This is a genomic window from Streptomyces zinciresistens K42 (assembly GCF_000225525.1).
Lineage (GTDB): Bacteria > Actinomycetota > Actinomycetes > Streptomycetales > Streptomycetaceae > Streptomyces > Streptomyces zinciresistens.
Window position 1 is genome coordinate 1 of sequence record NZ_AGBF01000203.1, and the last position, 11762, is coordinate 11762.

Consider the following 11762-nt stretch of genomic DNA (forward strand, 5'->3'; position numbering starts at 1 on the left):
GACGCCCTGGGCTCCCGCCCCGCCGCCCCCACCGCCGCGGACCCGCCGTGGACTCCGCCCCGCCACCTCCGACGCCGTGCGCTCCGCCCCGCCGCCCGGCACCGCGCTGACGGGCCCTGGCCGGAACGGGCCGCAGACGCGCCCGCCCCCGCCGGCAACCACCCACCGGCACCCACCGGCACCCTTTCCCCCGAGTTCTCCCGCCCCGTCCCGCCCCAAGTCCTCCCGCCCCGTCCCGCCCACCGGCTCAGCGCCCTCACCAGCGCCCATCCCGCCGTTCGCCCCGGACAGCCCGCTCCCGCCGGTCTTGCCGCATCCCGTCGCGCCGCCTAGCCTGCATTTGTGCCGCTGATAAACAAAACCCGATCGCACAACGCCGTGCCGGGTCACCCTCCGCTCACCCGGCTCCGGGTCGTCCTCACCGTCTTCTTCGCCCTCGACGGCTTCCTGTTCGCCGGGTGGGTCGTCCGCATCCCCGCCGTCAAGGCGCAGACCGGCGCCACCTCCGGCACCCTCGGGCTGGCGCTGCTCGGAGTGTCCGCCGGTGCCGTGGTCACCATGGTGCTCACCGGCCGGCTGTGCCGCCGCTACGGCAGCCATCGCGTCACCGTGGCCTGCGCGGTCCTGCTCTCCCTCAGCGTCGCCCTCCCCCCGCTGACCCGCTCGCCGCTCGCCCTCGGACTGGTGCTGCTGGTGTTCGGCGCCGCGTACGGCGGCATCAACGTCGCCTTCAACAGCGCGGCCGTGGACCTCGTGCGGGCCGTCCGGCGCCCGATCATGCCCAGTTTCCACGCGGCGTTCAGCCTGGGCGGCATGGTCGGTGCCGGGCTCGGCGGCCTGGTCGCGGGGGCCCTCTCCCCCGCCCGGCATCTGGCGGGCCTGACCGTGATCGGCCTGCTGGTGACCGCCGTGGCGGGCCGCGAACTGCTGCGCCACACCCCGCCCGCCGCGCCCGCCCCGCCCGCGGACGCCGGACGGCGCGAGACGTCCCCGCCGCGCTCCGGGACCCGCGCGCTGGTGATCGTCTTCGGCCTGATCGCGCTGTGCACGGCCTACGGCGAGGGCGCCATGGCCGACTGGGGAGCCCTGCACCTCGAAGAGGACCTCGGCACCTCACCGGGGCTCGCCGCCGCCGGCTACTCGCTCTTCGCGCTCGCCATGACCATCGGCCGGCTCAGCGGTACGACCCTGCTCGAACGGCTCGGCCACGGCCGTACGGTCGTCGCGGGCGGCACCGTGGCCGTCGCCGGGATGCTGCTCGGCGCGCTCGCCCCCTCGCTCTGGGCGGCGCTGCTCGGCTTCGCGGTCACCGGTCTCGGGCTCGCCAATCTCTTCCCCGTGGCCGTGGAGCGCGCGGGGACCCTGGCCGGTCCGAGCGGCGTCGCCGTCGCCTCCACCCTCGGCTACGGCGGCATGCTCCTCGGGCCGCCCGCCATCGGCTTCATGGCGGAGTGGTTCTCGCTGCCCGTCGCCCTCACCAGCGTGGCCGTCCTGGCGGCGGTCGCCACGCTCATCGGGGTCGCCACGCGCCGCGCGGTCCCCGACTGACGGCACGGTTCACCCCCACCGGCCCACCGGGGCCGAGGACCGCGGCCGGGCCGTCGGCGGGCGGCGGGCAGCACCGGCCCGGCCCGCGCCGGCGGTCCCATCGGAGCGCGAGCGGACCCGCGGCCTCCGCGCGGGTGCCCGGCGCAGCCGCTTGCTCGGCCGGGCACCCGCTGCGACACTGCCCCCTGTGACCACATACGGGGGACGGCGCAGTCAGGCCGAGCGGGACGCGATGACCGTCGAGATCGGATACGCCCTGTGCAGCGCGGTGTTCGCGGCGGCGCTGCTGTTCGGGGCCGTGGCCGGGCCCGCGTTCCTGTTCGCTCTGCCGGCCGGGGTCGGCGGCACGCTCGTCGCCGTGGGCACGGTGGCCGCCGTCGCGCTGTTCGGGGTGCGGGTGGTGAGCGTGCTGATGCGGTTCAGGCGGCCCGCGCAGGTGCCGGACGACGTGGATCGGCCGAGCCGGCCCGGCCGGACCGACTCCGACTCATAGGCGAGGGCGACCAGTTGGGCCCTGTCCCGGGCCCCGAGCTTGAGCAGCGTGCCGCCGGCGTGGGTCTTCGCCGTCAGCGCGCCGGCGACCAGCCGCCGGGATCGCCTCGTGGCACAGCCCGATGCCGACCAGCGCCGTCACCTCCCTTTCCCGTTCGGTGAGTTCGGACAGGCAGGCGCGGCCGTCGGGTCCTTGGAGCGGGCCGTGAACTCGGCGACGAGCCGCCGGTGACCCCCGGCGTGACAGCAGGGCGTCGCCCGCGACCACCGCCCGCACGGCGCGCACGAGTTCGTCCGGCTCGGTGTCCTCGACCAGGAAGCCGCGGCGTCCCCCGCACGCGACGGTCACCCGTGCTTCCCGGGAAGTACGGCCTCCGCGGCCGCGTGCGCCGGGCGGGGCCGTTCAGTCCAGGCCCGCGCCGCGGGCGAGCCGGGCCGCCGCGTGCCGGAAGAAGGTCACGCGGTCCTCCACCAGCCGGTGGAACTGCCCGAACAGCTCGAAGCCGACGAGCCCGAAGAGCTGGGCCCAGGCGGCGACGAGCGCCGCGGCGCTGGCCGGGGGGAGGTCGGGAGCCAGCTCGGCGGCCATGCGCTCGGCCTCGGGGAGCAGTGCGGCGGGCACCGGTGGCGTGGTCAGGGCCCCGCTCCGGTGGGCGTCGCGGAGGATGCCGAGGAGGACGAGCCCGACCCGGGAGGCGGGCGGCACCGTGGTGGCCGGCGCGCTGTACCCGGGGACGGGCGAGCCGTAGATCAGCGCGTACTCGTGCGGGTGCTCCAGCGCCCACTCCCGTACGGCCTCCGCCACCGCGGTCCAGCGCCCCAGCGGGCCGGCGTCCGCGGACCGGGCGTCCGCGGCCTCCGCGCGCTCGCCCAGGGAGTCGTAGGCGTCGATGATGAGAGCGGTCAGCAGGTCGTCCCGGCTGGGGAAGTAGCGGTAGAGGGCGGAGGAGACCATGCCGAGTGCGCGGGCCACCGCCCGCAGGGAGAGCTTCGCGGCGCCCTCGGCCGCGAGCCGGCGGCGCGCCTCGTCCTTGATGGCCGCGGTGACTTCGGCCCTGGCGCGGGCCCGCGCGCCTTCGGTGGTGCTGCCCTGGCTCATACGGTCACTCTCCCACGAAAGAGCGAGCGGTGCACACATTCGAGAGCACTGCTCTTGCTTTGCCTCGCGGACTTCGTGCACACTGCTCACAAGTGAGAGCACTGCTCTCTCAAACACCGGGAGTCGTCATGGCGTCGCCGTACTACCTCAAGGGCAGCCCCCTCAACGTCCGCTTCAACAGCGTCGTCGGCTGGCTCGCCCGCCACGGACTGAGCATCGCGGGCACCGCGGAGATGTCGGTGCGCGGGCGCAAGAGCGGCCGGATGCAGCGCATCCCGGTGAACCCGCACACCCACGACGGCGCGCGGTACCTGGTCTCCGCGCGCGGCCACTCGCAGTGGGTGCGCAACATGCGGGCGGCCGGGGGCGGCGAGCTGCGGGTCGGGCGCAAGGTGCGGACGTTCACCGCGGTGGAGCTTCCCGACGCCGAGAAGCTCCCCGTCCTGCGGGCCTATCTGGAGAAGTGGGGCTGGGAGGTCGACCAGTACTTCAACGGCGTGACCGCGAAGTCCTCCGACGAGGAGATCGTCGCGGCCGCCCCGGACCATCCCGTCTTCCGGATCACCGTCACCTCCTGACGGGACCCGGAGCCGGTCCCCTCAGGTCGCCGCACCGTCGTCCTCGGGGGCGGCGCCCTCGTCGAGCGGCCGTGCCGCACGGCGGTCCAGGACGGTCAGCGCCCGGTGGGCCATCGGGTGGGTGCGGACGAGCCCGGCCAGCGTGGTGGAGCCGCGGGTGATGTCCATGAACGCCTTCCACGCCGGCCTGAACCCGGTGAGCACCGCGTGGAAGAGACCGGGGCGGCGCTCGAAGGCCGCCAGCAGCTGCTTGCCGACGCTCATCTCGACGCCCAGCCCCGCCTTGATCGCGAAGGCGTAGTTCAGGGCCTGGCGCCGGGTGTCCACCGCGTCGTTCGCCTCGGCGATCCGCACGGCCCACTCCCCCGCGAGCCGCCCCGACCTGAGCGCGAAGGAGATGCCCTCGCGCGTCCACGGCTCCAGCAGGCCCGCCGCGTCCCCGCACACCAGCACCCGGCCGCGCGACAGCGGCGAGTCACCGGCCCGGCAGCGCGTCAAGTGGCCCGAGGAGACGCTCGGTTCGAACCCGGCGAGGCCGAGCCGCCCGATGAACTCCTCCAAGTACCGCTTGGTCGCGGCGCCTTCACCACGGGCGGAGATCACCCCCACCGTCAGGGTGTCGCCCTTGGGGAAGACCCATCCGTAACTGCCCGGCATCGGGCCCCAGTCGATGAGGACGCGCCCCTGCCAGTCCTCGGCGACCGTGTCCGGCACCGGGATCTCCGCCTCCAGACCGAGGTCCACCTGGTCGAGCTTCACCCCGACATGGGCTCCTATCCGGCTGGCGCTGCCGTCCGCGCCGACGACGGCCCGCGCGAGCAGGGTCTCGCCGCCCTGGAGGACGACGGCGACACTGCGCCGGTCCGGCACCGCCGAGCCGTGCTGCTCCACGCGCTGCACGGTGACGCCCGTGCGCAGCTCGGCGCCCGCCTTCTGCGCGTGCTCGACGAGCTGCTGGTCGAACTCGGGCCGGTTGATCAGCCCGAACAGCATCTGCTTGGAGCGGCGCGTCCGGGCGAAGCGGCCGTTGTGGGAGAAGGTCACCGCGTGCACGCGGTCGCGCAGCGGCAGTTCGAAGCCGGGTGGGAGTGAGTCGCGTGATGGGCCGATGATGCCGCCGCCGCATGTCTTGTAGCGCGGAAGTTCCGCCTTCTCCAGCAACAGCACGCTCCGCCCGGCGACCGCCGCCGCGTACGCGGCCGATGCCCCCGCGGGTCCCGCGCCCACCACGACGACGTCCCACACCTGCTGTACGTCGTCCGCCGAAGAGTTCTCGCTGCTCACGATGGTCTACTGCTCCCGATCAAGCCGCCGCCTTCTGCTGTCCCCCGCATCCTACGGCGGGCATCGTCGCAGGCCGCTGTGGGAGGATCACAGCACTCACCCGTACAACGTCGCACCCACAAGGAGCGTGCCCATGTCGTCGAATCCGCTCGCCCGTACCGTCGCCTCGCTGATGCCGAGGGCGCGGGCGGAACTCGCCGAACTGGTGGCGTTCAAGTCGGTCGCGGACTTCGACCAGTTCCCGCGCGGCGAGAGCGAGGGCGCCGCCCGCTGGGTCGCGGACGCGCTGCGGGCCGAGGGCTTCGAGGACGTGGCCCTGCTCGACACCCCCGACGGCACCCAGTCGGTCTACGGCCATCTGCGCGGGCCGGAGGGCGCGAGGACGGTCCTGCTCTACGCGCACTACGACGTGCAGCCCCCGCTGGACGAGGCCGGCTGGACCACCCCGCCCTTCGAACTGACCGAGCGCGACGGCCGCTGGTACGGGCGCGGGGCCGCAGACTGCAAGGGCGGCGTGATCATGCACCTGCTGGCGCTGCGCGCCCTCAGGGCCCACGGCGGTGTGCCGGTGCATGTGAAGGTCATCGCCGAGGGGTCGGAGGAGATGGGCACGGGCGGCCTGGAGCGCTACGCCGAGCAGCACCCCGAACTGCTGGAGGCCGACGCCATCGTGATCGGCGACACCGGGAACTTCCGGGTGGGCCTGCCGACGGTGACGACGACCCTGCGCGGCATGACCATGCTGCGGGTGCGGATCGACACCCTGGCGGGCAACCTGCACTCCGGACAGTTCGGCGGGGCCGCGCCGGACGCGCTGGGCGCGCTGATCCGCGTACTGGACTCGCTGCGCGCGGAGGACGGCTCGACGACCGTGGACGGGCTGACGGACCAGGAGCCGTGGCCGGGGCTGCAGTACGACGAGGCGCAGTTCCGCAGGGACGCGAAGGTGCTCGACGGCGTCGGGCTCATCGGGTCCGGCACGGTCGCGGACCGCATCTGGGCGCGCCCGGCCGTCACCGTCCTGGGCATCGACTGCCCGCCGGTCGTCGGCGCCACCCCGTCCGTGCAGGCGAGCGCGCGGGCGCTGGTGAGCCTGCGGGTGCCGCCGGGTGTGGACGCCGTGGAGGCGACCAAGCTGCTCCAGGCCCATCTGGAGGCGCACACGCCGTGGGGCGCCCGGGTGAGCACCGAACAGGCCGGGCAGGGCCAGGCGTTCCGCGCCGACGCCGCGAGCCCCGCCTACCGGGCGATGGCGGAGGCGATGGCGGTGGCCTACCCGGGCGAGGAGATGCAGTACGCCGGGCAGGGCGGCTCGATCCCGCTGTGCAACACCCTCGCCTCGCTCTACCCGCGGGCGGAGATCCTGCTCATCGGCCTGAGCGAGCCTGCGGCGCAGATCCACGCGGTGGACGAGAGCGTCTCGCCCGAGGAGCTGGAGCGGCTGTCGGTGGCCGAGGCGCTGTTCCTGCGCGCGTACGCCGCGAGTTGAGCGGCCGCGCGGTGCGGCGGGGTGCGCGGTCCGCGCCGTGCGCCCCACCGCGCCCGTGCCGTGCGGCGCGGCTCAGGAGGGCGCGGGGATGCCCGCCTCCAGGTAGAGCGCGGCACCGCGTTCACGTGCCCGCAGGGCCCACCGCAGCCGCTCGTAGCGCACGGGGGGCAGCAGGTCGGCGGCCTCGGCCTCGGTGACGAAGCGCCAGTCGCGCAGTTCCGGGCCGGGCAGCAGGAGGCGTTCGATGTCCGCGGAGTCGAGGCGGCCGCCGTCGAAGAGCATGCGCAGGCCGCCGTATCCGGGCGGCTGGGGGCGCTCCCAGTCGACGACGAGGAGGCGGGGCACCTCCCGCAGCCGCAGCCCGGTCTCCTCGGTGACCTCGCGCATGCCCGCGCGCGCGGGCGGCTCGCCGGGTTCGACGACACCGCCGGGGAACTCCCAGCCGGCCTTGTAGGTGGGGTCGACGAGCAGGAACCGGTCCCGCTCGTCGAAGAGCAGCACCCCCGCGGCCAGTGTCTCGGCGGTGGGCTCGGGCGTCTGCACGATGTCGCAGACGGGCACGTCGCCGCTGCCGACCGCCTCGGCGATCCGCACGGCGGTCTCGTACGGGGTGAGGCCGCCGTTGTCGACGGGATGGGCGTCCGCGGTGAGCCACGCCGCGAGCGCGGCGCGGTAGGGCTCGATGTGGTCGGAGGACCAGTGCCGGACGCGTATCTCGCCGTCGGGCGGGTCGGGCGGTGTCTCCCGGTCGGCTGTCCGGGCACGCAGGATCGTTTCCGCCGGGGCGAGCAGAATGTGCTGGACCGTGATGCGGCGGGCCGCGAGTCCGCCGAAGATCTCGTCGCGGTACTCCTGGCGGAGCAGGGTCATCGGGACCACGAGGGTCCCGCCGAGCTGGGCGTGCAGGGCCGCCGCCGTGTCGATCACGAGGCGCCGCCAGATCGGCAGGTCCTGGAAGTCGCCGACCTCGGTGAGGTGTTTGGGCGGAAGCAGCTGGGCGAGCGCTCCGCCGATGACCTCGGGGTCGAAGAGCGTGCTGTTCGGGATCAGCTCGATCAGCTCCCGTGCGGTGGTGGTCTTCCCCGCACCGAACGCGCCGTTGATCCAAACGATCACGTTTCCCCCTCTTCTGCTGGCCCCCTGTGGCTTGCCCGCTCCACACTGCCATGGAAACCACCCGCGGGAGAGTGCGCACTACGGCGGCGCCGCCCTCCGCTCGACCGCGGTGGTACGGCGCCGTGGGGGTGGGGGCTGCGGGCTCGTCAGCCCTTCTTCCCGCCCTTGCCGTGCGGCGCGTCGTTCACGGCGCGGTCCGCTTCGCGGTTGACGGCCCCGCCGAACGAGTCCAGGGTCCGGTCGACGTTGATCCCGGCGAGCTTGGTCGGGGCGGTCGTGCCGATGCCGCCGAGCTTGTTCTTCCCGCTCATGTCCAGCCCGGCGGCCTTGATCTCGCCGCCGGTGGTGCCGGGCAGCCCGGCGGTGGGGGCACCGGCGGCACCGGAGGACTCGGCCGCGTGGGAGGGGGTGACCGCGGCGACGACGAACCCGGTGGCCAGGGAGGCGATGGCGAGCATGCTGCGCTTCTTCATGACCGGTTCAACTGCGCGACCGCCCCCGGAGTCACGCCCCGCCTCCGGGTGAACCGCGGAAGGAGGCGAACGCGGCACGCCTCACCGGGGGGTCCCACGGAATCGGCCGCCGCGTCCGGCGCACCGTCTCCACCCGGGGGCGCGCCCTTCGTGCCGGACGGTCAAGTCATCGGCGAGCGCTCCGTGTGCGGGCCGCGGCACGCATGCCCGGTGCCCAGGGTTGGGTCCGGCTGTCTGTGATCTCCTCCCCGACGCCGAGCGTGGCGCGGGCGAACGCGTCGAGGCCGGCCGGGGGCGCGCTGCCCGTGCCGGGATGCGGGCGGCCCCGCGCGCGAACGATCCCGCCGCGCCCCGCTCACACGCCCGCGGCCGTCGCCCCCGCCGTCTTCGCGAGGGCGGCCGCGGCGGCTCCCACGAGGCCGGCGTCCGTGCCCATCTGGGCGGGGGTGACCGAGAGGCGCTGGACGAAGGACAGGGCGGCGTAGTCGGTCAGCGCCTTGCGCAGCGGGGTGAACAGGACGTCGCCGGCCTTGCCGACGCCGCCGCCGATCACGGCGATGTCGATCTCGACCAGGGTCGCGGTGGCGGCGATCCCCGCGGCGAGCGCCCTGGCCGCCCGCTCGAAGGAGGCCACGGCGACCGGGTCGCCCTCCCGGGCGGCCGTGGCCACCGCGGCGGCGGAGGCGTCCCCGTCCGGTCCGGGCCGCCAGCCGTTCTCCAGGGCCCGGCGGGCGATGTGGGGGCCGCTCGCGATGCGCTCCACGCAGCCGCGCGAACCGCACGGGCACGGATCGCCGTCCAGGTCGACGCTGATGTGGCCGATGTGACCGGAGTTGCCCGTGGGGCCCGGGTGCAGTCGGCCGTTCAGCACGAGGCCGCCGCCCACCCCGGTGGAGACGACCATGCACAGCGCGTTGTCATGGCCGCGGGCAGCGCCCTGCCAGTGCTCGGCCGCCGTGATGGCGACGCCGTCGCCGATCAGCTCGACGGGCAGGCCGCCCGCCGCCTCGCGGACCCGCCGGACCAGGGGGTACGCGCGCCAGCCGGGGACGTTCACCGGACTCACGGTGCCCGCCGAGGCGTCGACCGGGCCCGCGCTGCCGATGCCGACGGCCGTGGCGCGGCTCCACAGGGGCGACACCGAGAGTTCGCCGAGGACCTCTTCGACGGCCCCCATGACCGTCTCGCCGTCCTCCCGCGCCGGCGTCGCGCGCTGGGACCGGGCCACGATCGTGCCGTGGCCGTCCACCAGCGCCCCGGCGATCTTGGTGCCGCCGATGTCGAGCGCAGCCACGAGGTCGGTGTGCATCAGTGTCAGTTCTCCCCGTCAACCAATCGGATCTCCCCGCCCGGCCACGGGGATCGGGCACGCCGGTCCCGCGGTGGGGGGCGCGGGCCGGAGAGCGCGGTGGACAGTGTCTCCCGGATCTGACAACGTTGTCCAGGCTCTATGCTCGACGCCACATCCTCATACAAACCCATGGACGACGCATCCCCCCGTGGGCGACGACAGGACAGGACAGCGCATCGTGCCCGAGACCATCCGCCGACCCGACCGCCTTCCCGAGAACAGATACGGCAATCGGCCGACGATGAAGGACGTGGCGGCGCGTGCCGGAGTCGGACTGAAGACCGTCTCGCGCGTGGTCAACGGCGAGCCCGGGGTGACCCCCGAGACCGAGCGCCGCGTCCAGGAGGCCATCGACGCGCTGGGGTTCCGCCGCAACGACAGCGCGCGGGTGCTGCGCAAGGGCCGTACGGCCAGCATCGGCCTGGTCCTGGAGGATCTGGCGGACCCCTTCTACGGTCCGCTCAGCCGTGCGGTGGAGGAGGTCGCCCGCGCGCACGGCGCGCTGCTCATCAACGGCTCCAGCGCCGAGGACCCGGACCGTGAGCAGGAGCTGGCCCTCGCGCTGTGCGCGCGGCGGGTGGACGGGCTGGTGGTCATTCCGGCGGGCGACGACCACCGCTATCTGGAGCCCGAGCTCAAGGCGGGCGTCGCGACCGTCTTCGTCGACCGCCCGGCCGGGCAGATCGACGCCGACTGCGTGCTCTCCGACAACCGCGGCGGCGCCCGGGACGGGGTCGCCCACCTCATCGGCCACGGTCACCGCCGCATCGGCTTCATCGGCGACATGCCCCGCATCCACACGGCCGCCGAGCGGCTGCGGGGCTACCGGGCCGCGATGGAGGACGCGGGGATACCGGTGGAGGACGCCTGGATGTCCCTGGGCGTCACCGATCCCGAGCGGGTGCGGCGGGCGGCCGAGGAGATGCTGACCGGCCCCTCCCCCGTCACCGCGGTCTTCGCGGCCAACAACCGGGTGACCGTCACGGTGATCCGCGTCCTCGCCGCGCACGCCCGCCCCGTGGCGCTGGTCGGCTTCGACGACTTCGAGCTCGCGGACCTGCTCCAGCCGGGTGTGACCGTGGTCGCCCAGGACTCCGCAGCCCTCGGCAGGACGGCGGCCGAGCGGCTGTTCCGGCAGCTGGACGGCACACTGGTCGCCCCGGAGCGCATCGAGCTGCCGACGCGGCTGATCACCCGGGGGTCGGGCGAGCTGCCTCCGTCGGGCTGAGCCGGCGGGGCCGCGAGCGGACGAGGACCGAAGGGACGGAGTGAGCGCTGTGCGGCCCGTGGACGACGACCGCAGCCTGGAGGCGCTGGGCCTGGCGGAGGCTCCGCGGGACCACCCGCTGCGCTATCCGGGCGCCTGGCCCGCGGACTCCGGGCTGCTCGCCGGGGACCGCCTGCTGCCCCTGGACCGCCTGGTGCACGACGACCGCACGCCCGTCCTCGCGGTCGGCTCCAACGCGTCTCCCGCCCAACTGCGCCGCAAGATGGAGGCGTTCGGGATCACCTCACCGCTGCCGATGGTGCGGGCGCGGGTGACGGGCCTGGAGGTCGGCGTCTCGGCGCATGTCAGCCGCCTCGGCTATGTCTCGGCCTCACCGTTCCACGCGCCGGGCCGCGTGAGGGAGTTGTTCGTCATCTGGCTCGACGGCGAGCAGCTCGCGGTGATCGACGCCAGCGAGGGTGTGCCCCTGCCGCACGGCAACTACACCCGGGTGCGGCTGCCCTCGTCCGTGGCGCGGACCGGCCTCGCGGACGGCACCACGCTCCCCGGGGTCTTCGTCTACATCAACCGCCACGGTGTCCTGCACGACGGCACCGGCGCGCCCCGCGTCCACCCGGGCCAACGTCCCCTGCTCACCGGGCTCTTGCGGGACTCGGCCCGGCTGAGGGCCCTGTTCGGGGCCACGCCCGAGGAGTTCTGCGCGCGGGCGCGCGCGGACGCGGCGCTGTGCGACCGGGGCACCCGGCTGTTCGCCGAGGAGAGGCGGGTGACGCTCGCGGGCCTGGAGGAGTACGCCGCCGCACAGGAGGGGTCTCAGCAGACCGGCAGTCCGGGCACCGGCTCGTCGTTGTCGCCGCCCTCGATGTAGACGTCGCTGACGTACACCCCGGTGTTGCCGCTGTCGTCGTCCGTCTTGGCCCACCAGACGTTGGTCCAGCGGCCGGAGGTCTCGCGCCGGCCCAGGTTCTGCTGGCAGTAGAAGTAGTTGGTGCCCGCGTTCAGGACGCCGACCCGGGTGCCCGACGCGGTGAAGGACTCGGCCTGCTTCCACACCGTGCAGTTGTACTTTCCCGCGCCGATCGAGAAGCAGACGGGGTCCGGCGC

At 74.5% G+C, this 11762-nt stretch carries 11 protein-coding genes and 2 pseudogenes; 6 read left to right on the plus strand and 7 right to left on the minus strand.

Annotation, left to right across the window (positions count from 1 at the left end):
* Window positions 1–378 precede the first annotated feature (378 nt).
* Complete coding sequence (locus SZN_RS31125) at window positions 379–1548, plus strand: MFS transporter (protein ID WP_007502850.1); 1170 nt, start codon at window positions 379–381, stop codon at window positions 1546–1548.
* A 187-nt stretch (window positions 1549–1735) separates the two neighbouring features.
* Window positions 1736–2041: a DUF6332 family protein gene (locus tag SZN_RS31130; RefSeq protein WP_043734089.1), complete on the plus strand. Its 306-nt coding sequence runs from the start codon at window positions 1736–1738 to the stop codon at window positions 2039–2041.
* Here the strand turns inward: SZN_RS31130 and SZN_RS39295 are convergent.
* Both SZN_RS39295 and SZN_RS31135 read right to left on the minus strand, forming a co-directional pair.
* Window positions 2005–2371, minus strand: a pseudogene (locus SZN_RS39295) (LuxR C-terminal-related transcriptional regulator); the annotation flags it as partial. The gene SZN_RS31130 and the pseudogene SZN_RS39295 overlap by 37 nt on opposite strands.
* A gap of 72 nt (window positions 2372–2443) precedes the next feature.
* Window positions 2444–3139 (minus strand): TetR/AcrR family transcriptional regulator, encoded by a 696-nt coding sequence (locus SZN_RS31135; protein ID WP_007502853.1) that lies wholly within the window; start codon window positions 3137–3139, stop codon window positions 2444–2446.
* A 128-nt stretch (window positions 3140–3267) separates the two neighbouring features.
* Between SZN_RS31135 and SZN_RS31140 the strand changes: the two genes are divergently transcribed.
* The gene (locus SZN_RS31140) at window positions 3268–3717 is read left to right on the plus strand and encodes a nitroreductase family deazaflavin-dependent oxidoreductase (RefSeq protein ID WP_007502854.1); all 450 of its coding nucleotides are present in this window, start codon (window positions 3268–3270) and stop codon (window positions 3715–3717) included.
* 21 nt (window positions 3718–3738) lie between these two features.
* Here SZN_RS31140 and SZN_RS31145 read toward each other — a convergent pair whose 3' ends face one another.
* Window positions 3739–5001, minus strand: a complete 1263-nt coding sequence (locus SZN_RS31145; RefSeq protein WP_007502855.1) for a geranylgeranyl reductase family protein — start codon at window positions 4999–5001, stop codon at window positions 3739–3741.
* Between the two features lie 133 nt (window positions 5002–5134).
* Between SZN_RS31145 and SZN_RS31150 the strand changes: the two genes are divergently transcribed.
* Window positions 5135–6490 carry a dipeptidase gene (locus tag SZN_RS31150; RefSeq protein ID WP_007502856.1) on the plus strand — a complete coding sequence of 452 codons (1356 nt, stop codon included), beginning with the start codon at window positions 5135–5137 and terminating at the stop codon, window positions 6488–6490.
* Window positions 6491–6562: 72 nt separating this feature from the next.
* Here the strand turns inward: SZN_RS31150 and SZN_RS31155 are convergent, their stop codons facing one another.
* The 3 genes from SZN_RS31155 to SZN_RS31165 all read right to left on the minus strand — a co-directional run bounded on the left by SZN_RS31155 (window position 6563) and on the right by SZN_RS31165 (window position 9388).
* A complete protein-coding gene (locus tag SZN_RS31155) occupies window positions 6563–7606 on the minus strand; it encodes an NUDIX hydrolase (RefSeq protein WP_007502857.1) in 1044 nt (347 codons plus the stop codon).
* Window positions 7607–7752: 146 nt separating this feature from the next.
* Window positions 7753–8079 carry a hypothetical protein gene (locus tag SZN_RS31160; RefSeq protein WP_043734092.1) on the minus strand — a complete coding sequence of 109 codons (327 nt, stop codon included), beginning with the start codon at window positions 8077–8079 and terminating at the stop codon, window positions 7753–7755.
* Between the two features lie 355 nt (window positions 8080–8434).
* Window positions 8435–9388: an ROK family protein gene (locus SZN_RS31165; protein ID WP_007502859.1), complete on the minus strand. Its 954-nt coding sequence runs from the start codon at window positions 9386–9388 to the stop codon at window positions 8435–8437.
* A gap of 220 nt (window positions 9389–9608) precedes the next feature.
* Between SZN_RS31165 and SZN_RS31170 the strand changes: the two genes are divergently transcribed.
* Together SZN_RS31170 and SZN_RS31175 are read left to right on the plus strand one after the other, a co-directional pair.
* Window positions 9609–10658 (plus strand): LacI family DNA-binding transcriptional regulator, encoded by a 1050-nt coding sequence (locus SZN_RS31170; protein ID WP_086021474.1) that lies wholly within the window; start codon window positions 9609–9611, stop codon window positions 10656–10658.
* Between the two features lie 49 nt (window positions 10659–10707).
* Entirely contained in the window at window positions 10708–11526 is an 819-nt protein-coding gene (locus tag SZN_RS31175; RefSeq protein ID WP_007502861.1) for a hypothetical protein, read from the plus strand.
* Here SZN_RS31175 and SZN_RS31180 read toward each other — a convergent pair.
* Window positions 11472–11762, minus strand: a pseudogene (locus SZN_RS31180) (serine/threonine protein kinase); the annotation flags it as partial. The gene SZN_RS31175 and the pseudogene SZN_RS31180 sit on opposite strands and share 55 nt — an antisense overlap.